17 protein-coding genes are annotated in these 20,831 nt (G+C 50.8%); 8 read left to right on the top strand and 9 right to left on the bottom strand.

Going from position 1 to position 20,831, the window contains the following annotated elements; all coding sequences use genetic code 11:
* Positions 1-61: 61 nt before the first annotated feature.
* Positions 62-409 carry a hypothetical protein gene (locus tag ACFS25_RS11920; protein WP_381500447.1) on the top strand — a complete coding sequence of 116 codons (348 nt, stop codon included), beginning with the start codon at positions 62-64 and terminating at the stop codon, positions 407-409.
* Between the two features lie 150 nt (positions 410-559).
* On the opposite strand, the gene ACFS25_RS11915 is transcribed toward ACFS25_RS11920, so the two are convergent.
* The 5 genes from ACFS25_RS11915 to hisG all read right to left on the bottom strand — a co-directional run bounded on the left by ACFS25_RS11915 (position 560) and on the right by hisG (position 5,139).
* Positions 560-1,075, bottom strand: a complete 516-nt coding sequence (locus tag ACFS25_RS11915) for a peptide deformylase (RefSeq protein WP_381500444.1) — start codon at positions 1,073-1,075, stop codon at positions 560-562.
* The gene (locus ACFS25_RS11910; RefSeq protein ID WP_381500442.1) at positions 1,072-2,256 is read right to left on the bottom strand and encodes an aminotransferase class V-fold PLP-dependent enzyme; all 1,185 of its coding nucleotides are present in this window, start codon (positions 2,254-2,256) and stop codon (positions 1,072-1,074) included. Before ACFS25_RS11910 ends, ACFS25_RS11915 begins: the two co-directional genes overlap by 4 nt.
* Before the next feature lie 52 nt (positions 2,257-2,308).
* Positions 2,309-2,626 (bottom strand): type II toxin-antitoxin system VapC family toxin, encoded by a 318-nt coding sequence (locus tag ACFS25_RS11905; protein ID WP_381500439.1) that lies wholly within the window; start codon positions 2,624-2,626, stop codon positions 2,309-2,311.
* Between the two features lie 268 nt (positions 2,627-2,894).
* On the bottom strand, positions 2,895-4,184 hold the full coding sequence (gene hisD, locus ACFS25_RS11900) for a histidinol dehydrogenase (protein ID WP_381500437.1): 1,290 nt from the start codon (positions 4,182-4,184) through the stop codon (positions 2,895-2,897).
* A gap of 94 nt (positions 4,185-4,278) precedes the next feature.
* Positions 4,279-5,139: an ATP phosphoribosyltransferase gene (hisG, locus tag ACFS25_RS11895; protein WP_381500434.1), complete on the bottom strand. Its 861-nt coding sequence runs from the start codon at positions 5,137-5,139 to the stop codon at positions 4,279-4,281.
* Between the two features lie 616 nt (positions 5,140-5,755).
* Between hisG and ACFS25_RS11890 the strand changes: the two genes are divergently transcribed.
* The 5 genes from ACFS25_RS11890 to ACFS25_RS11870 all read left to right on the top strand — a co-directional run bounded on the left by ACFS25_RS11890 (position 5,756) and on the right by ACFS25_RS11870 (position 11,374).
* On the top strand, positions 5,756-6,436 hold the full coding sequence (locus ACFS25_RS11890; RefSeq protein ID WP_381500431.1) for a 7-carboxy-7-deazaguanine synthase QueE: 681 nt from the start codon (positions 5,756-5,758) through the stop codon (positions 6,434-6,436).
* A complete protein-coding gene (locus ACFS25_RS11885; RefSeq protein WP_381500428.1) occupies positions 6,391-8,364 on the top strand; it encodes an OmpA family protein in 1,974 nt (657 codons plus the stop codon). The genes ACFS25_RS11890 and ACFS25_RS11885 overlap by 46 nt, the downstream gene beginning before the upstream one ends.
* A 181-nt stretch (positions 8,365-8,545) precedes the next feature.
* Positions 8,546-9,517 (top strand): thioredoxin-disulfide reductase, encoded by a 972-nt coding sequence (gene trxB / locus ACFS25_RS11880; RefSeq protein WP_381500425.1) that lies wholly within the window; start codon positions 8,546-8,548, stop codon positions 9,515-9,517.
* Positions 9,518-9,589: 72 nt separating this feature from the next.
* On the top strand, positions 9,590-10,660 hold the full coding sequence (locus tag ACFS25_RS11875; protein WP_381500423.1) for a peptidoglycan DD-metalloendopeptidase family protein: 1,071 nt from the start codon (positions 9,590-9,592) through the stop codon (positions 10,658-10,660).
* 108 nt (positions 10,661-10,768) lie between these two features.
* The gene (locus tag ACFS25_RS11870) at positions 10,769-11,374 is read left to right on the top strand and encodes a hypothetical protein (RefSeq protein ID WP_381500421.1); all 606 of its coding nucleotides are present in this window, start codon (positions 10,769-10,771) and stop codon (positions 11,372-11,374) included.
* Positions 11,375-11,529: 155 nt separating this feature from the next.
* Here the strand turns inward: ACFS25_RS11870 and ACFS25_RS11865 are convergent, their stop codons facing one another.
* Entirely contained in the window at positions 11,530-11,979 is a 450-nt protein-coding gene (locus tag ACFS25_RS11865; protein WP_381500417.1) for a GNAT family N-acetyltransferase, read from the bottom strand.
* Between the two features lie 202 nt (positions 11,980-12,181).
* Here ACFS25_RS11865 and ACFS25_RS11860 point away from each other — a divergent pair, with 202 nt between their 5' ends.
* Positions 12,182-14,380 carry a B12-binding domain-containing radical SAM protein gene (locus ACFS25_RS11860; RefSeq protein WP_381500413.1) on the top strand — a complete coding sequence of 733 codons (2,199 nt, stop codon included), beginning with the start codon at positions 12,182-12,184 and terminating at the stop codon, positions 14,378-14,380.
* Positions 14,381-14,432: 52 nt separating this feature from the next.
* Here ACFS25_RS11860 and ACFS25_RS11855 read toward each other — a convergent pair whose 3' ends face one another.
* The 3 genes from ACFS25_RS11855 to ACFS25_RS11845 all read right to left on the bottom strand — a co-directional run bounded on the left by ACFS25_RS11855 (position 14,433) and on the right by ACFS25_RS11845 (position 19,771).
* Positions 14,433-15,170: a YqjF family protein gene (locus ACFS25_RS11855; protein WP_381500410.1), complete on the bottom strand. Its 738-nt coding sequence runs from the start codon at positions 15,168-15,170 to the stop codon at positions 14,433-14,435.
* Between the two features lie 156 nt (positions 15,171-15,326).
* Entirely contained in the window at positions 15,327-16,631 is a 1,305-nt protein-coding gene (locus ACFS25_RS11850) for an amidohydrolase family protein (RefSeq protein ID WP_381500407.1), read from the bottom strand.
* A gap of 65 nt (positions 16,632-16,696) precedes the next feature.
* Entirely contained in the window at positions 16,697-19,771 is a 3,075-nt protein-coding gene (locus ACFS25_RS11845; protein WP_381500404.1) for an amidohydrolase family protein, read from the bottom strand.
* Between the two features lie 169 nt (positions 19,772-19,940).
* Between ACFS25_RS11845 and ACFS25_RS11840 the strand changes: the two genes are divergently transcribed.
* Positions 19,941-20,687: a hypothetical protein gene (locus ACFS25_RS11840; RefSeq protein ID WP_381500401.1), complete on the top strand. Its 747-nt coding sequence runs from the start codon at positions 19,941-19,943 to the stop codon at positions 20,685-20,687.
* Positions 20,688-20,831: the final 144 nt, after the last annotated feature.

The raw sequence follows: 20,831 nt of genomic DNA, 5'->3' as shown, positions 1-20,831 counted from the left end.
AAGCCTGCTGATGTCAAGTTGGTCTAATCAAACTAACACAAAACCATTTACGAACACGAACATGAAAATGACGTTCATAACAGCCAGTCTGTTTCTGACAATTGGCCTCACGCAGCTTACCCAGGCGCAGTCGACTACGGGTAGCCGAAGTGGTGGGTCGACATCCTCGACCGGTACCGGTTATCTGACCGAAGGAAAACGGGCTGCCGAAACAAATCCGTCAAGCATGACCATTGCTGACGAGGGGGCTTCACGCGCTTACATGTATGTGCCGCCGACTAGTGCGAAAAACCGGTCGGCCTCGCCAGACGGGTCAACTGGTTTATCACCAAACCACACAAAGGTATCTGCCAAGGGAAAAACGCCCGGTAAAACTGCGACGCCAAAGAAGAGTGGTGCCCAACCGTAACTGGTGTGGGCCTCTCGAACATAGTGATCAGCCAGTAGCCCAACCGCAACCAATTTCTGAAGAACAAGAACGTGAAGATTGGTTTATGCAGTCCCCCTCACTCCTACTTATAAATCACCCAATTCTCGCTATAAGAGGTTACCTGAAAGGTTACTTTCCGGGCGTGGGTCGCCACTTAAAGGCCCGCTCATCAACGGCGCGCATGGTACAAAGCACCCCATTCAGATGGTCATATTCGTGCTGAATTAATTCGGCCAACCGCCAATCCGTTACCACCCACGTATGCGGTTGCCACTGTTCATCGCGATACGTCATGGTCAACTGTCGGTGCCGTCGAACGCGTACCAGCAAGTTTGGGAAGCTCATACAATCATCCCAAAGTTCGTCGGTCTCATTACTAACAGTCACCAGTTCGGGGTTGATAATGACCATTGGCCAAGTGTAGTCCGAATGGTCACTATTAAGGTAAATCAACCGTTTCATGATACCAAGTTGCGGGGCTGCAATGCCGCGCCCAAATTGATACATCGCCCGAATTTCTTCCATAACATTGTGCAGGTCATCTACCCAGCCAGCCACCTGCGGCAAATCAGATTCCAGAACGGGCTCACAGGTTTCGTACAGGCGTGGGTCGCCTAAGAGCAATAGATCGACGAGGTGTTTCATGCCAGCAGTCGGTGAAGGGTGTCAACCAGCGTGCTGATCTCATCCTCCGTATTAAAATAATGGGGCGAAATACGCAAGGCGGTTGTTAACATACCTTTCCGGTCAAAATCCAGAATAGCGGCTCCATGTCCACTGAGCGATGTATTAATCCGTTCCGTTGTCAATCCAGCTTTTAGATCAGTGGCTGATTTTCGTTCACTGACTAACGTAATGATGCTGGATAAGTGCTCACCTTCGTCCAGTAAACGTACACCGGGCAACTGAGCCAATTGACGTCGCAGTAATACGCAAAGTTCAGCATCACGTTCGGCAATAGCCTTAATCCCAACGGTAAGGGCGTAGCGATGCGCTTCGGCAGCGCCCAAAACCAGGGCATGTGGAAACTCCCAATCCTCAAAGCGTTGAGCAGTCGGTTCCAGACGAAAGGTATCTGCCGATTCCCACGAAGCACCGTGGAGGTCAACAAATAAGGGCGCCATATTCCTCGATAAAACCTTATCGGAGACGTAGAGAAACCCCATTCCACGGGGACCACGCAAAAATTTTCGGCAAGTGGCCGTCAGAAAATCACAGTGTATTTGGCTTATATCGACCGGCAACTGCCCCACCGACTGGCAGGCATCAACCAGATACAGCACGTCATACTCACGACAAAATTGCCCGATAGCTTCGACCGGCTGAATTAACCCGGAGTTGGTTGGCACGTGCGTAACAGCCACTAATCGAGGGCGTAACGACTTGATTTTATCGGCCATGTCCTCCACTGAAACCCCGCCAGCCACGTCATCAGCTGCCCGAACGATCTCGATACCAACCCGTTTTCGTAGAGACAAAAACGCGATTTGATTGGAAACATAGTCATTGATTGTGGTTAGAATCACATCGCCCCGCTGAAACGGAATAGCCGAAAGCGCACGAGCGTAAGCATCGGTGGCATTAGCCGTTGCAGCAATGTGGTCGGCTGTTGTATTCAATAGTTCAGCCGTTGCGGTATAGAATCCCCGAATAGCGTCTTTGCGGACCGCAGCGGCTTCATAACCACCAATTTCGGCCTCCAGGATAATATGTTTAGTAATCGCGTCAACTACAGACTGCGGCATTAACGAAGCGCCAGCGTTATTAAAATGGGCGACATGCTGAACGCCGGGGGTGTCGGCGCGGAGAGACATGAGATCAAGCATGAGTGGGCAGTACGAAAACGTAAAATTTATAAAACCGATGCCAGTGATACCCTCAATTATTGGTTAGGATGGGCAGCGTATACACGAGGGCTGTAGCGGCAATAATCGAATCGCCGAGGGAGCGTTTGCGTTGCTGACGCAGGCGAATGGCTTCAGTGATAATGTCTCTACTTAGAGGTAATACCTCAATACTAGTAAAATAGGCTTCAAATAGTAACTTATCGTTCGATTCAATGCGACTAAACCCTAATACCTCAAGTGTAAAAATAAGCGAAACTCGAACAGTAGCCTGGTTTATTTGAAGATACCTGGCCAATTGTACATAGTCAGGTCTCGCTGAGTAAATAATGATGTTACTGTCTAAGATCATTCTTGCCGGCCATCAAGCACCTAATCCCAACTACGAATCTCGCGTTGCCAGTCCGATGGATCACCAAACAATTCACCGGCTCCACCCGACTGGATGATATGCTCTAATACGTCTTTCAACTGTTGCTTAGGGAACTTGGCTTCCTTTCAACTAATCGTCCATTTAATCGGGGAAGCAGCTGAATGAGTAAGGCTTCACCTTCGTCGGAATCCATCTCAATCACTAACTGGCTCATAAGTTTTCTCGTTTATTCAGCAAGATAACAAAATCAAGCCGGATTTACTTCCGTCAAACTTGCCAAGCGCAAACTTACGGCCCGCTTGTGGGCATCGAGCGATTCGGCCTCGGCCATCACTTCAACAACGGGTCCGAGTACCTGCAATCCTTCCGGTGTGATGTGTTGGATGGTAATCTTCTTCACGAAACTATCCAGCGACACCCCACTGTAGGCCCGCGCAAAACCGTTGGTTGGTAAGGTGTGGTTGGTACCAGAGGCATAGTCACCAGCAGATTCGGGAGTATAATTGCCGAGGAAAATAGAGCCGGCATTAACAATCTGCTCGGCTACGGCCTCCGCATTTTCAACGCTCAGAATCAAGTGCTCAGCGGCATAGGCATTCAGCAAATCAATGGCGTCGGCCTCACTTTCGACCAGAATCGCTTTACTGTTCAACAGGGCTTTAGCGGCCAGCTCTTTTCGAGGAAGTTTATCTAACTGTGCTGGCAGGGCCAAATTAACCATCGAAATAAGTTTCTTACTGGTCGAGACCAGCAACACCTGGCTATCAGCTCCGTGTTCAGCCTGAGAAAGCAAGTCAGCCGCCACGAACGCGGGTACCGCCGAATCGTCGGCATAGATAGCCACCTCACTTGGTCCGGCAGGCATGTCAATGGCTATACCTTCTTTCGCAATCAGCATCTTTGCCGCTGTAACGTACTGATTACCTGGCCCGAATATTTTATAGACTTGTGGCACAGACGCCGTTCCGTACGCCATTGCAGCAATAGCCTGCGCCCCACCGATGCGGAATACCTTTGTGATGCCAACGAGTTTTGCGGCAAAATAAATGGCAGGGTGATTGCTGGGTGTGCAAAGGATAACTTCCCGGCAGCCAGCCAGTTGTGCCGGAACACCCAGCATTAGTACGGTGCTAAAAAGTGGCGCTGTGCCACCGGGTATGTACAGACCCACCTTTTCGATACCCACGCTTTTGCGCCAGCACAGTACACCCGGCATGGTTTCAATTTTCTCAATTGGCTGTTTCTGCCGCTCATGAAAAAGGCGTATATTCTGATAGGCTTGCTCAATGGCGGCCTTCAACTCGTCACTCAGTTGACTTTCGGCCCCTTCGATTTCCGATGTGGTCACGGCTAATCCGCCGGTTGACAAATCGACTTTGTCAAATTTCTGGGCCAACGCAATCAAAGCCGCGTCGCCCCCGGCGCGAACCTGGGCAAGAATGGGAGCTACTGCCGCTTCTATCTGCTGAGTCGACTGCACCGGGCGAGCCAATAGTGCAGGCCAGTCGGCGCGGTCGGGAAAAGGGATGATGTTCATGAATAGCATTCATGAATGATAAATGATACATAATGAATGATTTCCCACCGGCTCTTATTCATCATGTATCATTCATCATTCATCATGAGTTGATTTAATAGATCATTTTCTCGATTGGAATAACCAGAATCCCTTCGGCACCGGCGGCTCGAATGGCTTCGATATTTTCCCAGAATTCATTTTCATTCAACACCGAATGTACCGAACTCCAGCCTTCGGTGGCCAGTGGCGTTACGGTCGGGCTTTTCATACCGGGAAGCAAGGCCGTAATCTGGCCGAGCGCGTGGTTCGGCGCGTTCAGCACAATGTATTTATTATTCTTGGCGGCCTGCACCGACTTAATACGAAACAGCAACTTATCGACCAATACCTGTTTGTCGGCATCGAGGTCAGGTCGGGAAATTAAAATAGCCTCAGACCGGAAAATTGTTTCGACTTCCTTCAGACCATTGCTCATCAGCGTACTACCCGAACTGACAATATCGCAAACAGCTTCGGCCAGACCAATACTGGGGGCAATCTCAACCGACCCGCTGATCTCGTGAATCTCCGCCCGTACACCTTGACCGGCCAAATAACGACCCAACAGGTTTGGGTAAGACGTCGCAATATTTTTACCATCCAGGTTGTGAATACCCGTCCAGTCGGTGCCACGGGGAATGGCAATGGACAATCGGCATTTGGAGAAGCCTAATTTGTGGACGGTCTTTACGGGCCGACCAGTTTCAACGGCCACGTTCTCCCCAACGATACCCAGGTCAGCTACGCCATCTTCGACGTAGCCGGGAATATCGTCGTCGCGAAGAAACAGGAATTCGGCGGGGAAGTTAGACGAAACCGATTTGAGTTTGCCGGTCCCGTAGTCAAAACGGATACCGCATTCTTTAAAAAGCTGATACGAATCTTCGCTCAACCGACCGGACTTTTGTAAGGCAATTCGTAATACAGAAGACATTACTAAATATATAATGTGTGATGTATGATGTAGCTCATACAGATCGGGATGCCTCTATTGACCGTAAAACACTGTCGTTACGCCAATTACGAATAGCATCAGGATACAATTAATTGATTCAGGGGGCAAAAGTAAGTGAAAAACGGGGAAGGGCGCGTTGGTCGCTCAAGACGTCGGCTTGTCAGCCTCGATGGTGGCGACGATGTCGGAAGAGAGAATGGGTTGCCCGTTGGGAAATCATAGGGCAAAAGTAAGCAGATCCTGACAATTAATTTTACTGGTCATGAAGGTTTGTACTATATACTTCCAAACGGTCCAGCGATCTTCGTTATCTATTTTTGGTATCAGTTGGGAACAACCCAGTTAGCCATTAGCGTTGATATCGAACAACCGGCTCCTTACGCCTAACCTCTCTAATCGAGACTGGCGGTAAACGATGAGTGAGCCGCCAAACAGGCAGTACTTAAATAAGAAAACATAAAAGCCACCCGGAAGTGACGGACAAATTTGGTTTTTAAACCTAAAATCGTCGGCAATGGAGTGGTTTAGACCTATTCTCAGGCGTTGGCGCAGACTGGTAAAATAGCCATTCATTGAACCTTCCCTATCTTTGTCTATGCTTTTGGAACAGAAACAACAAACGACACAAACGCACACCAACTCTACCGTGGATGCGGCCACATCGGCCGCATCCACGGCGGCCCTGCCCGTTATGGAAGCGTTCTACACGATCCAGGGCGAAGGCGCACACACTGGTCGGGCGGCTTATTTTATCCGGCTCGGTGGCTGCGATGTGGGTTGCCACTGGTGCGATGTAAAAGAATCCTGGGATGCCAACGCGCACCCAAAACAGTCCATCGACACTATTGTTGACGGAGCCTTGCTTTACCCCGGCCGGATGGCGGTCATTACGGGCGGAGAACCCCTTATGCACGACCTCACCGATCTGACGGAGACGTTACAAGCCGCCGGTTTCCGGACGAATATCGAAACCTCGGGCGTGTGCCAGGCCGTTACAGGCTCGTGGGACTGGATCTGCTTTTCACCAAAGAAATTCAAGAAGCCAAATCCAGCTATTTACGCCAAAGCCGACGAACTTAAAGTCATCATTTATAACCAGTCAGACTTTGCCTTTGCGGAGTCGTTTGTGCCGTATCTGCGACCCGACTGCAAACTCTTTTTGCAAACAGAATGGAGTCGATCCAATGAAATGCTGCCTCGCATCGTTGATTACGTAAAAAATCATCCGCAATGGCAAATCTCGTTGCAGACGCACAAATATCTGGATATTCCGTAGGGGAGCGTAGAGCGTGGCACCTGGGACGTGGGATAAAGCAATTCGTGTTTGTTGCGCTCTTTCTTGCCCCCTACTCCTGGGTCAATGCCCAAAGTAAAGCGCAGGAACTCTACGCCCAATCAATTAAACTGTTTGGCGAACGAAAAGCGGGCGAAGCCATTCCATTTATGGAGCAGGCCGTGAAGCAGGACCCTACTTTTACGGATGCCTACCTCAAACTGGGCCAGTTGTATGAATTCACCAAACACTACGATCCAGCCATAGCGGCCTACCGTAGTGCCATCCAGCTCCAACCCGACAGTCCGGCCTCTGGTGGCGCGTACCAGGGATTGAGTAATGCGCTGCTTCGGCTGGGTCGCTACAGCGATGCCCTGCCCTATCTCGAAAAATTTCAGACGCTGGTGGCTCCGCAATCGGCCCTGGCTAAACGCATTGCCCGACAAATCGAGACGGCCCGGTTTGGTCAGGAAGCGCTAGCACACCCGCAGGCCGTTGATCCCAAGCCTCTGTCGTCGGTATTGCAAACCACCCCTTCGCAGTATTTCCCGGTGCTCACCGCAGATGAGCAAACATTAGTCTTTACAGCGTTGAAACCGGAAGGCGATGAAGACCTGATGACCGCTACTTTCAACGGGGAAACATGGTCTCCACCGGTATCGCTGGCATCCAGTATCAATACGCCTGATAATGAAGGCACGGCTAGTCTCTCGGCGGATGGCCGTACCCTGGTATTCACCGCTTGCCAGGGGCGCAAAGGGTTTGGCAGTTGTGATCTGTACATGAGTCATAAAACCGGCAGTGACTGGTCTAGTCCCGAAAACCTCGGTCCGGCCATCAATACCCACTTCTACGAATCGCAGCCCGCTTTGTCGGCCGATGGTCGCCAACTGTACTTTATATCAGACCGGCCAGGGGGCAAAGGCCGACGCGATATATGGCGCAGTGACCTTGCTACCAATGGCAGTTGGGCCGAGCCGGTTAATCTGGGCGAACCAGTCAACACAGCCTTCAACGAAGCATCGCCGTTTATTCATGCCAATGGGCAAAGCCTGTTTTTTGCCTCAGAAGGCCACATAGGGTTGGGTGGTTATGATCTGTTTGTAACAGATAGTGGGGGGTCGGGCTGGTCGGCACCAACGAATTTAGGCTACCCGATTAATACGGCGGAAGACCAGGCATCCCTGTTTGTGACGGCGAATGGCACGCGGGCTTATTATTCTTTCGAAGAACAAAAAGAGGGCGTCTCGCAAAAATCGAGGCTTTACACGTTCGATTTACCCGAATCCTTACGGGAACGGGTGCGGCCCGTGAGTTTTTTGAAGGGCATGGTCGCCGATGCGAAAACAAAAAAGCCCCTCGCGGCCACCGTTGAACTGGTTGACTTGAAAACGAATCAGGTCGTTTCTCAGGTGCAGGCCGATGCTCAGACGGGCCAATATACGGCGGTATTACCAAGCGGGGGCGAGTACGCGCTTTACGTAAGTGTGCCCGGTTATCTGTTCAAAAGTTTATCATTCGATTTCACCCAGAAGACCAAAGGGGAAGGCCTCTCATTGAGCGTACCCCTGGAGCCGGTCGTTGCCGGATCGTCGGCCAATGAAACGCTGAATAACCTGTTCTTTGAGTATGGACGCTACGATCTGGCCGAGAAATCCCTCACCGAACTAAATCGCTTGTCTTTATTTATGCAGGCGAATCGGACCGTGAATATTGAGATTGCGGGCCATACCGATGACAAAGGCGATGCAGCCGCCAACCTGGTACTGTCGCAGAAGCGGGCGCAGGCAGTAGTCGCTTACCTGACGAAAGCGGGGATTCAACCAGACCGCATCCAGGCCGTCGGCTACGGAAAAACCCGCCCGCTCGTGCCCAACACCACCGACGAAAACAGGCGCTTAAATCGGCGGATTGAGTGGCGTGTACGTTGATAAATGAATTATGGGCCTGTTTGGCGTTCGCCATAAGCGTAACGAGGCCACCCGTGAGCACGTAAATTGTAAATCCATTGCATTACGCGGGATTTTTTTCAATTTTGTGTATGTTGTCCATATACTTCCGCTTTTTAGTGGAAACTTTTTTTAGTTACCAGACGACTTCGCTCCTTTTGCAATGACTTCCGAACACGTTAAGTGCTTGATTATTGGTTCCGGTCCAGCCGGTTACACAGCCGCTATTTATGCATCCCGGGCCAACATGCACCCCGTTTTATACCAGGGTGGCCAGCCCGGCGGCCAACTCACGATCACGAATGAAGTAGATAATTTTCCGGGCTACCCCACTGGTGTTCAGGGACCACAGATGATGCAGGACCTTGAAAGTCAGGCACGTCGGTTTGGAACAGACATCCGCTATGGGATGGTTACCAAAGTCGAATTTTCGGGACAGCCAAGCCTCGGCACGCCCCACCGCGCCATCGTTGACGACAAACATGAGATCACCGCTGATTCCATAATTATTTCGACGGGGGCATCGGCCAAATGGCTCGGCCTCCCATCCGAAATGCGGCTTAACGGCCGGGGCGTATCGGCCTGTGCCGTCTGCGACGGGTTCTTTTTTCGGGGGCAGGACGTTGCCATTGTTGGCGCAGGCGACACAGCCGCCGAAGAAGCCAGCTATTTAGCGAACCTCTGCCGTAAGGTTTATATGCTGGTTCGGCGCGACGAAATGCGGGCATCGCAGTTTATGCAAAAGCGCGTTAAAACCGCTCCGAACATCGAAATCCTGTACAATACAGCTACTGAAGAAGTATTGGGCGACGAGGATGTAACGGGCGTTCTGGTGAAGGATATGGTAACGGGTGAAGAACGCGTTTTAGACGTAACCGGCTTTTTCGTAGCCATCGGTCACAAACCTAATACCGGCATTTTCCAGGAATACCTTGAACTGGATGACAATGGGTATATACTAACCGAAAAGGGAAGTACCCGAACCAATATACCCGGCGTATTTGCCTGCGGAGACGCTCAGGATAACATTTATCGTCAGGCTATAACAGCCGCTGGAACAGGCTGTATGGCCGCCCTTGACGCCGAACGTTATCTAGTCACACTGGAAATGCAGAACGAAGAATTTGTTCATTAACTGACTGGTTTTGGGTCTTCGGTTTGCGCCAGTCTGGCATAAACCGAAGACCCAAAACTCATCTTATACCCTATGAGAGAAACCGTTACACGATGGCTAGTGGCCATTGGGTGCTTGTGTTTGACCGTAACGACACAGGCCCAGGAACGCGGGCGATTTAAAAATAACCTGCGTATTACCCCGAAAAATGGGTCTAACCCGAATTTCCCGGTCGTCGAACAGCCGCAAAAAGCGGACGACCAATTTGAACAGGAAACTACTCAGTTGCGCTTTAACAGCCAGTTTGAACCGAAAAAAGAATTAAATCCGGTTGTTAGTGAAGATACCAGTCAACTCGATCAGGGAGCAACCAGCGTTGTTGAAGTAATTGATTCGGTGCTGATTGGCACAGAGTGGGTTAAAATCGCTGATTATTACGCCGTTTGGGATTCCCGCACCATTGACCCTTACAACATCAACCCGCTGGAGTTTGACGAAGCCATCGACATCAAGTTGTATGACCCGCCAGTCAATCGCTATTGGTCGGCTCCACTGAACGAAGGCAAAATGACCTCGAATTTCGGGTATCGGTGGGGACGCTGGCACACGGGTACTGACCTGGACCTGGACACCGGCGACCCGGTTTATGCCGCCTTCGATGGCATTGTACGCGTGGTCGGCTGGGACGGTAATGGCTATGGCCGCTACGTACTGGTTCGGCATTATAATGGCCTCGAAACGCTCTACGGGCATATGTCGAAGCAAACGGTTGAACCGGGTCAGTTAATTAAGGCGGGTGATCAACTCGGCTTGGGCGGTAGTACGGGACGCAGTTCGGGGCCCCACCTGCACTTTGAGACCCGCTACGAGGGCAATCCGTTTAGTCCGCTGAATATTTATTCATTCCCGGAAAACACGATCAATTCCGATCACTTTCTGCTGACGGGTTCTGTTTGGGATTACCTGCGTGGGGGGCGCTCGTCATCGTCGGAGAGCAGTTCGAGACCGCGCTTCAAACGGACAGTACTGCACCGGGTGCGATCGGGCGAAACGCTCAGCTCCATTGCCGACCGCTATGGTATGTCTGTCTCATCGCTAACCCGAAAAAACCACATGTCTGCCCGCGCTCGTATCCGGCCAGGACAAAAGCTGCGGGTACACTGATAAACAGCGGGTTAAGGTTATTTGCATGACACTACCCAGTCCTTTTTCTACCTATTAGTAAGTTGAGGGCAGGGCATGAAAATTTTTCTTGTGCGACCCCTATCCAGCATGAAAAATATCCTTTGCGTACTTAGTCTGCTGACCTTTTTCGATTGCTCAAATAAAGACAAAACACACCAGCCGACAGGTACCGAGACTGTCCAGCGCATGCAGGACACGGTGGAGACTAGCCGTGTTCAGTCGGGTGGAATAGTATCCGACAAACCGCTATCTAAAAATGACATCTCCGCTCGTGCCGCTACGTGGACGTATGAGGAAATTGTAGATAAGCCGGGCAGTACGATTTACAAGGCATCGATTACATCCCCCAACATCCTTGACTTTACCTTTCCCTATGCAGGTGGATCTACTGCCACGCTGACCATTCGGCACCGGAACGAGCACAATACCGTCTATCTGGAGGTTTCAAAAGGGCAGTTCAACCGAAGTTTCCAGGGGGGAAACGCGCGCATCCGGTTTGACAATAAGCCGTCAACCAACTATTCATTTTCAGCCGCTGAAAATGGCAGGGCCAATATTATATTTTTCGATTCCGAACAGGCGCTGATTGATCGGATACAGGCCGCCGATAAACTACTTATTGACGTTGAATTTTATGCGCAGGGCCGACGGCAAATCGAATTCAGAACAGCCGGTTTAAACTGGGACCATTAGTACTCATAGAATTCGCTCCTATCTGACTTGGTAATGCTGTATGACACCGATGGGGTCAAATGTCTATAGCAATTATTGTTTCTATAAATATCTGACCCCATCGGCATCATATAGCATTACCAGGTTAAATCAAATAAATGGCGTCATTGCAAAACTCAAATCGCCTTCCTCATGCAAATACTATTGGGTAGTCCAGCATATGGCCCGTAATTTTCAATTCGTTGATAGCCTCTTTTTTGATACAAACTGATAGCAGCAGCTTGCTTATGCAAGGTCTCTAAGATCAAATAGCTAAAGCCTAATTCGGCTGCCCATTTCTCTAGTTCCGCCATAATCAAGTGCGATACGCCAAGGCCCCTACTCTCCGGGCTTACGAACATTCGTTTAATTTCAACGGTTTCCTGGTCAAATTCCTTAAAGCATCCACAGCCTACCGCCACATCATCTTTATAGGCGATGACAACGGTATCATTTTTTTCGATGACATTGAATGTGTCATACTGGGCCTGGGTCTCCGGGTAAACTTCCCACAAGTACGTGTCTAAGCGGGTTACTAAGTTGATGAAATCAGGCTTTTCGCTGGTCGTTCTTTGTGTTTTTATCATCAAGGTGTACTTAGTGGTAGGTAATTAATGCTAAGATAAATATTTCGTTTGGTCAAATGCTTCGGTTCGCACCTATATACAGACAGTAGGCATGATTGACCTTTGGGCCTGGTTCTTCGCCAACCCCGACGAACCATTGCCGAAACTGCAAGGTTATCCAACTTCAGGATGAGCCATACCTTATCCACGAATTCGTACCGCTGTGGATCAGACGCTCTTACTTATCACCCCGCCCTTTACTCAACTGAATACCCCGTATCCTGCAACGGCTTACCTAAAAGGGTTTCTACAAACCAAGGGAGCGACGGCTTATCAGGCCGATTTGGGGATTGAGGTCATTCTGGCCCTGTTTTCGGCCAAAGGACTGGCATCGATGTTTGCCGAGCTTGAAGCCGCCGACGCCGAATTGTCTGACAATAGTTACCGCATCTGCCGCCTGCAAACCGATTACGTCAGCACGATTGACCCGGTGATTCGGTTTCTGCAAAACAAAAATCCGACGCTCGCGCATAGCATCTGCGACCGAACGTACCTGCCCGAAGCCTCGCGTTTTGCTCAGCTGGAAGAACTGGACTGGGCCTTCGGGACGATGGGCATCCATGATAAGGCGCGACATTTGGCTACCTTATATCTTGAAGACCTGAGCGACCTTATTCAGGAAGCGGTTGATCCGCATTTCGGATTCAGTCGCTATGCTGAACGGTTGGGCCGCTCCGCGACACATTTCGATGAATTGCACGAGGCCCTTCAAGCGCCCTACACGCAGATATCGTCCATTCTGGTTGAGTTACTGGAACAGAAAATTCAGCAGTGGCAGCCTGATGTTGTCTGCCTGACTGTTCCTTTTCCCGGTAATTTGTACGGCGCCCTGACGTGTGGAAAATATATAAAGCAACATCATCCAACTATCAAGATCGTGATGGGCGGGGGCTACGCAAACACGGAACTGCGTTCGCTGACTGAGCCCCGTGTGTTTGATTATGTCGATTTTATTTGCCTCGATGATGGGGAAGCGCCCCTCCTGACGCTGCTGGAATACCTGTCGGGCCAGCGCGAACGGAGTCAGCTAAAGCGCGTGTTTGCCCGAACGAATGGCTTGGTTACCTATCATAACGGTGCCCGCGAAAAGGATGTGCCGCAGCGCGAAACGGGTACGCCCAACTACCGCGACCTCCCCCTCCATGATTACTTATCGGTCATTGAAGTTGTCAACCCGATGCACCGGCTGTGGAGTGACGGTCGCTGGAATAAACTGACACTGGCTCACGGCTGCTACTGGGGCAAGTGCTCGTTCTGCGATGTGACGCTGGATTATATCAACCGATACGAACCCGTAACGGCGTCGCTCCTGGCCGACCGGATCGAGGAAATCATTGAGCAGACCGGCCAAACTGGTTTTCATTTTGTCGATGAAGCTGCGCCACCGGCTCTTATGCGCGATCTGGCACTGGAAGTTATCCGCCGAAAGATAACGGTGACCTGGTGGACGAACATCCGGTTTGAGGCTAGTTTTACGCCCGACTTATGTACGTTATTAAAAGCGTCGGGGTGTATTGCCGTGTCGGGCGGCCTGGAAGTAGCCTCCGACCGATTGCTGGACCGCATGAAAAAGGGGGTGACCGTGGCGCAGGTAGCCCGCGTAGCCGATGCCTTCACGCAGGCTGGCATTATGGTTCATGCTTACCTGATGTATGGTTTCCCGACCCAGACGATGCAGGAAACGGTTGATTCACTGGAGATGGTCCGGCAGTTGTTTATGAACGGGGTGGTACAATCGGGCTTTTGGCACCGGTTCGCCATGACCGCTCATAGCCCGGTTGGCGTTGACCCGGCTGCTTTCGATGTCATGCGAATTGGTCCGACGGTAGGCGGGTTTGCCGATAATGATCTGGAACATGCTGACCCGACGGGTGCCGACCACGATTTATTTTCGGAGGGGTTGCGAAAATCGTTGTTCAACTATATGCACGACGTGGGTTTCGACCTGCCGCTTCAGAAGTGGTTTACGTTTGGCATACCCGCTACGTCCATCCCACCCCGCTACATCGAGAAAGCCATTAGTCAGACCTCCGACAAAGACCCACGACCCAATGCGTTTATTATCTGGCCGGGAAATTTGCCCAGCCTGGAGGTATTCGAGTTGCAGCAGGGCCGAAACGTAGTTGAGATGGCTGAGCTGGAATTCTATAGCAAACAAGGTCAGTGGTTACTCGAAACCACCGTTCCTGTAGGCCGGTGGCTATTGGACACGTTGCCCAAACTTACTATTGGTCCGCACGAACCTTGTTCCCTAGCACAAGTAAAAACCGATTACGAAACGGACGGGCGAGGTAGCTTTGCGGCCTTTATGCAGTCGCCGGTCTGGACGAAACTTCGCGAAAACGGGTTGCTTATTGTTTAAATGATAGAGCGCAAGACCGGGACACGCTGACTCATATCTTGAGTCAAGGCTGTCACCCCCGCATTACGGCCCCTGATTTGATCGTCACGGCTGACCCATCGGCCAGAAAAACCGAATGAGGGGGCTGTTCGAAAAAGGGGGCAAAGGCCGCACCATACAGCTTCGGTACGTCGCAGTGAACGTCATACTCACGTACCGGAAAAATAGACCACTGAGGGTGAACAACTTCGTACTCTGAGGTTCGGCCTTCGCCCTGCCGTTTTGACGACCGCTTCGTATACCCCCAATAATGCTCGGTGATAAACGCTTCCTCGCTGTCGGGCACTAACGGATGCCCCGTTCGGTCGGCATGAACACGGATGTAATTCCAGTCGGAACCTACTTTCCAGTCGTACTGAATTTGTTGGATATCGCCCGCGTGCTGCCAGCTATGCCGCATGGGATGAGTAGCGTAGGGTTCCCCATATAGGGTGTTGGCAACCAGCGAGATAGCCAACTTGGGCACAATCTCTTTGACGAATACGACACCACGTTTCCAACCCGTTTCGGTTTTGCGCCGGACATAAAAACGCAGATTAAATTCCTCAAATTCCTGGTGAAAAGGCACGGCTATAGCCCCAAAAAGTCGAACCCGCTGAAAATAAAACCCGACCAGACTGCCATAACACACGCCGTTAAATTCGTCTAATTCGGTGCCGAAAGGCACGAGCGGTTCTAGCACCCGACGGTCAATGGCGTAGTTGGCAAAAATCAGATTCCGCCATTCGGCGCTCAGGAAAGTAGTAGCCATATGAAGACGAAGACAGGTACATGAACAACGGTATGTACGTTCGATGGTTTTACTAAACACCGAAGGGGATGGCAATGCCATCCCCTTCGGTCACTTTCTGTCACTAAAAACTACCTCAGCTAACGCGTACATGAAATGTATCACGTACATATATTCTTACTTCTGCTGTTCGTACTTATCCTTATAGGTTTTGTAGAGCCGCTTGTGCCGGTCATCTAAATTCACTTTCCGACCCTGTATAAATACCTGCTCGATTTTATTCGTTCGCATATCCAGGGCATCACCCGCCGAGACAAACAGCGTGGCTTGTTTGCCTTTCTCCAGCGTACCAACGAGGTTGTCGATGCCAAGAATTTTTGCGGTGTTTGACGTAACCATTTTTAGGGCTTCCTCATGGTCTGAAACGCCAAAACCAGCAGCTGTTCCAGCCAGAAACGGCAAATTGCGCGTCCTCCACCACTCGTCGGCGTAGCTCAGACTGACCAATATACCCGCCTTTTGCAGAATGCTCGGCATGCGATACGGCAAATCCACGTCTTCGTCTTCGCGGTTAGGCAGGCGGTGCAAGCCACTCAGAATTACGGGTATGTTGTTCTCCTTCAGAAAGGTAACGGCACGATGTGCTTCTTCACCCCCGACAATCACGATCCTGGACACCCCCACCGACTTAGCAAATGTAACGGCTTCGATGATGTCTTTTCCGTAATCGGCCCGGATGTACAGGTTTTGCTTACCCGAAAACAAGCCACGCATAGCCTCCAGTTTGAGATTCATCGTTGCTGGCGTTGGCGCGGCTGCGTAGGCTCTCGCATCGGAAAAGGTGGCCTGTAATGTTTCGATGGCGGCACCACGTTTTTCGTTTCGTTTGACGATGGTCGTAAAATCATCAAAGTTAAATTCGTTGGAGAAATAGGTCGGCCAGTTGAGCCAGATACCGTCATCTTTTTTCAGGGCGGCATCTTCCCAGTTCCAGCCGTCGGCCATCATTATACTTGAGCTGCCCGAAACGGTGCCGCCCTGTGGCATCGCCTGTGTTAGCAACACACCGTTGTTACGGATGGTCGGAATAATTTCCGAATCGGTGTTATAGGCAATAAGCGACCGAATATTTGGGTTCAGTATGCCGATTTCCTGCTTATCCACCGTTGCCCGAACCGCGCCCGTTTCCTGCAAGCCAACGGTTGATGCCGGTGAAATAATGCCCGGATAAACGTGCTTCCCCGACACGTCGATAACCTCCACATCGGTGAAATTCAACTTAACCAGCGTTCCGTCAACAACGTTGGTCAGTACACCATTGCTGAACAGGACGATGCCATTCGGAATAACCTGCCCGTTACCCACATGAACAGTACCACCCGTCAGGGCGATGGTCTTTGTCTGCAGTTTTGCCGGAGCGGGGTTCTGGCCATAGCTCATGAGCGATGCCAGTGTGAGTATAGAAACTATTATTTTTTTCATGTCTTTAGTTTTAAACGAAGCGATAACAGAGGATGCGCGACGATTTCCGTGTTGCCCGATCGCGTCTATTTACTCTGTTGTTCAGCCTGTCCCTGGCCTTCGGCCATAACACCCTCAACGTCTTCGCAATGCCACATCCGCGCGCGTTTAGGCATTGGTCTGGTCGTCGAAGCACCGCTTGCCTTGGCAGTCAACATCTTCTGAATCAGTCGGCCACGTTCAGCCTGCATCAGGTCGTGCTTGTGATCTTCGTCTTTCAGACTAAAGTAGATGGTCCCGTCGATCATGGTAATTTCAGGCCGGGCGTAAATGGCCAGCGGGCTGGCATTCCACAGCACGAGGTCAGCATCTTTGCCCACTCGAATGCTACCAAGCCGATTGTCTAAATGAAGAAGTTTGGCCGGATTGAGTGTCACCATTTTCCAGGCATCTTCTTCGGTCATGCCGCCGTACTCGATTGTTTTAGCCGCTTCCTGATTCAGGCGACGGGCCATTTCGGCATCATCAGAGTTGATCGACACCGTAACGCCCTGCCGGTGCATAAGGGCGGCATTATACGGAATGGCATCGTGAACTTCCACTTTGTACGCCCACCAGTCGGCGAACGATGATCCACCTACGCCGTGCTTCGCCATTTTATCGGCCAGTTTGTAGCCCTCCAGAATGTGAGTAAACGTATTGATTTTAAAGCCCAGTGAGTCGGCCACGTTCAGCAACATATTAATTTCCGACTGCACGTAGGAGTGACAGGTAATAAACCGTTTGTTGGCGAGAATTTCAGCCAGTGCGTCAAGTTCAATGTCCCGGCGTGGCACAATAGCCGTTGCTTTTTCTTTAGCGCTAAATTTATTGTACGTAGCCCAGCCTTTGGCATATTCTTTGGCTCGTGTGAAGTGATCCATAAAAACCTGCTCCACGCCCATCCGGGATTGTGGAAAACGGGTCAATACCCCAGGGTTCGGGTAGTTGGATTGCTTGACGTTTTCGCCCAGCGCGAACTTAATAAATCCGTCCGCCCCTTTGATGAGCATACCATCCGCCGATTCGCCCCATTTCAGTTTCACAATGGCCGACTGCCCGCCAATGGCATTGGCCGAACCATGCAACAGTTGCGAGGTTGTGACGCCCCCAGCCAGTTGACGATAGATATTAATATCTTCCGGGTTGATAACATCCGACATCCGAACTTCGGCTGAACTCGACTGCCCCCCTTCGTTAATCGACAACAGAGCAATGTGCGAGTGTTCGTCAATAATACCGTTTGTGAGGTGCTTACCGGTCCCGTCAACCACTTTGATATCAGCCGGAACGGGTAGGTTCTTACCTACTTTAGAAATCTTACCATCGGTGACAAATACGTCCGTATTGGTCAGAATACCATCTTTCTCATTCGTCCAGACCGTCGCGTTCTTAATCAGAATCGTTTCGGCTTTGGGTTTCTGCGTATTGCCCATACCCACAAACGGATAAAGCATACTGCTAACCGCCGTCGTGGAAGCCAGTGTCGAACTGGTTGCTGTCGTAGATACGCCCGTCGTTGACCGGGGGGTATCAACCGCCCGTGCCGCCGACCATGTTATGGCCTTGCCGTCCGGCGTTTCGCCATCGCCTTTAATGTTCGTAGGTGTAGTACGGTAGCCGGTCAGACGAGTTGTACCGGCTTTCTTGTCAAGCGGAACCTGAATTGAAATCAAATCCCCACTGATAGCCACTTTTGGGGTTATCTTGATTGTATCGGCCAGAATCTGGTACTCCAGCTTGTCGGCTGATTTGCCGGTGATATTCAGCTTTAGATTCGATTGAGAACCAACGGTCAAATTCCAGGTTCCGCGCAAATCAGACGCATCTTTGTTCGTGACAATGTACTGCTTACCCCGCATCCAGTTTTCGTAGATCACGTTGTCGGCGCTGAACAGGTTACCGGATGTAATAATGAAGTTCGCTATATGGCCCTTCTGCAACGTCCCGATCTGGTCGTCGGCACGTATCAGCCGGGCCGGTATGGTCGTTAGGGCTTCGAGGGCTTTTTGCTCAGGCAGCCCATTTTCGATGGCTTTGCGCAGGTTAGCCCAGAAATCAGCTTTGTTTTTAAGACCCGCCGTTGTCAGGGCGAAGGAAATATTGGCTACTGCCAGCCGTCCGGCATTCATGGGTGCCATTTCCCAATGTTTGAGTTCGGCCAGCGCCACGTTGTCGGCATCCCACGCATCTTCGACATCATACGGCTGCGGAAAATTCAGCGGCACGATCAGCGATGCACCGGTAGCCTTCACTTCGTCGATGCGCTGGTATTCATCACCGGAACTCCGTATAATATATTGAACGCCAAACTCATCACCGATTTTGTCGGCCCGCATGATGCCCAATTTATCATTAGCGTCAAAAATAGCGGGCAAGGTCTGGTTCCGATTCAATGCATCGAGCGACATATTAGCCTGTTCTTTGCCACCTGACCGCTTGTACCAGTCGGCATCATACATGGCTTGCCGCAGCAGAGCCACGCTGCCCATCATCGAGTTTGGATACTGCTGTCCCGAGCTGCCTTTGCTAAACGAGTAATGCGCCGTAGCGTTGGGCTTGAGAACGAGCGTATTTTCCCGGTCGTCGGCAAGGATCACGAGCGTACCCGTCCCACGCGCAATACCATCGTGCGGGTGAGTCAGTACGGCGCCGAAGCCCAATTTGCGTAGTTCGTCGGCTTTTACCGGATTCGATTTAAAAAGCACACTAGCCTCATTTTCGGGCTGAATGGCCTGATTCCAGTAGTAAGCGCCCTTCTTATTGGATTCGTACTGGGGTACGCCACCCCGACCACCACCCGGTCCGCGCGTCATGTCGGGCATCCCATAATCGGAATCAATGTCGATCAGGGCTGGGTAAATGCGTTTACCTTTCAAATCAGCCACAACGGTTCCGGCGGGTACGGTAACCGACGTACCAACGGCTTCAACGCGTCCATCGCGAATAAGTAGGGTAGCGTTTTGAAGAGTCGTTTTAGGATCAACAATAATGGTTGCATTCGTGAAGGCATACAGCCCTGGCCGCTCATCATAGACACCATTTCGCGGAAACGTCGTCTGAGCCACAGAGGAATAAGCCAGACCAGCCGCAAACAGCGCTGTCAGAAAATGTTTTGTCATGAACTTGATTGATTGGTTGATGATTGGGATTAACTGTCAAAAATACGGAAACTGACGTGCCTTTTGGCATTTTACCCAAATAATATTTTGCACTTTTAGTCAAATTAAGCAAGCTATTCTAGCTATAAACCTGTTCCTTTGGGCAAAAGAACCAGTCTGTTTATCCACCATGCGTTTTCTCGTCTTTTTTATCGGCTTTATTGCAACATCAGCGAATGCGTTCGCGCAGGCACAAACGGACTACATGACCCAAACCACCCGTGACCGAATTAACTTTACCACGCTTAACTCCACGAACAATGCTACCCTATTTTCGATTAAAGGGCCAGCTGGTCAATTACTTGGCGACCCGTACCTTGATACCACCTGGCAGGCTGGCAACGTGAAATTTTACACGAAACTTGGCCTATCCTTAACCACCGACTCACTGGCAGGTGTGCCCGTACGGCTGGATTTATCAGCGAACGAAGTGGAAATTCGGGCCGGGGCAAAAGATATCAGAGCCGTCAAGACGACGGCCATCCGCTATGTGGATATGAACAACGCGTTTGGCTCAGTCAGTCGGTTTTTAAATGTTCACGAGTACCAGGGTGATGCCAACCCGTTAACCGGTTTCTTTGAACAAATCGCGACGGGCAAACTGGATTTGCTCCTGCATCCATCGGTATATATCCGTAAAGCCAATTATAATGTGGCCCTGAATTCGGGTAGTAAGGACGATGAATTAACGAAAAAGATGGACTGGTACGTAGCCCGTGGTAAGCAGGCGACAAAGTTCTCGCCGGGTAAAAGAGCCGTTCTTGACCTGATGGCCGACAAAAAAGAACAGATCGAGGCTTTCCTGAAAACGGAAAAACCTGACCTGAAATCCAGGCAGGGTCTACGGACACTCTTCGCCTATTATAACAAACTTTAACGGGACGGAACCGCTGGTTACCCTCATACGGTTGCAACATTCCAGCGTTCTTTTGCGTTTGGGTAGGCATAGAACCCGATCGTTCAGACTCTATTGGGCAATTGGTTTGCTAAATTCGCTATTATCAACTCTATCCGATACGTG

Source organism: Spirosoma flavum, assembly GCF_042686045.1.
In the GTDB taxonomy this organism is placed as follows: Bacteria; Bacteroidota; Bacteroidia; order Cytophagales; family Spirosomataceae; genus Spirosoma; species Spirosoma flavum.
The sequence above is the reverse complement of the archived record's forward strand: the minus strand, read 5'-3'. Positions and strand labels throughout refer to the sequence as shown.

Excerpts from the sequence above, each read along its gene's own strand:
- ACFS25_RS11920 (WP_381500447.1), top strand. The coding sequence starts at position 62 with ATGAAAATGACGTTCATAACAGCCAGTCTGTTTCTGACAATTGGCCTC.
- ACFS25_RS11915 (WP_381500444.1), bottom strand. The coding sequence starts at position 1,075 with ATGAAACACCTCGTCGATCTATTGCTCTTAGGCGACCCACGCCTGTAC.
- ACFS25_RS11910 (WP_381500442.1), bottom strand. The coding sequence starts at position 2,256 with ATGCTTGATCTCATGTCTCTCCGCGCCGACACCCCCGGCGTTCAGCAT.
- ACFS25_RS11905 (WP_381500439.1), bottom strand. The coding sequence starts at position 2,626 with ATGATCTTAGACAGTAACATCATTATTTACTCAGCGAGACCTGACTAT.
- hisD (WP_381500437.1), bottom strand. The coding sequence starts at position 4,184 with ATGAACATCATCCCTTTTCCCGACCGCGCCGACTGGCCTGCACTATTG.
- hisG (WP_381500434.1), bottom strand. The coding sequence starts at position 5,139 with ATGTCTTCTGTATTACGAATTGCCTTACAAAAGTCCGGTCGGTTGAGC.
- ACFS25_RS11890 (WP_381500431.1), top strand. The coding sequence starts at position 5,756 with ATGCTTTTGGAACAGAAACAACAAACGACACAAACGCACACCAACTCT.
- ACFS25_RS11885 (WP_381500428.1), top strand. The coding sequence starts at position 6,391 with ATGGCAAATCTCGTTGCAGACGCACAAATATCTGGATATTCCGTAGGG.
- trxB (WP_381500425.1), top strand. The coding sequence starts at position 8,546 with ATGACTTCCGAACACGTTAAGTGCTTGATTATTGGTTCCGGTCCAGCC.
- ACFS25_RS11875 (WP_381500423.1), top strand. The coding sequence starts at position 9,590 with ATGAGAGAAACCGTTACACGATGGCTAGTGGCCATTGGGTGCTTGTGT.
- ACFS25_RS11870 (WP_381500421.1), top strand. The coding sequence starts at position 10,769 with ATGAAAAATATCCTTTGCGTACTTAGTCTGCTGACCTTTTTCGATTGC.
- ACFS25_RS11865 (WP_381500417.1), bottom strand. The coding sequence starts at position 11,979 with ATGATAAAAACACAAAGAACGACCAGCGAAAAGCCTGATTTCATCAAC.
- ACFS25_RS11855 (WP_381500410.1), bottom strand. The coding sequence starts at position 15,170 with ATGGCTACTACTTTCCTGAGCGCCGAATGGCGGAATCTGATTTTTGCC.
- ACFS25_RS11850 (WP_381500407.1), bottom strand. The coding sequence starts at position 16,631 with ATGAAAAAAATAATAGTTTCTATACTCACACTGGCATCGCTCATGAGC.
- ACFS25_RS11845 (WP_381500404.1), bottom strand. The coding sequence starts at position 19,771 with ATGACAAAACATTTTCTGACAGCGCTGTTTGCGGCTGGTCTGGCTTAT.
- ACFS25_RS11840 (WP_381500401.1), top strand. The coding sequence starts at position 19,941 with ATGCGTTTTCTCGTCTTTTTTATCGGCTTTATTGCAACATCAGCGAAT.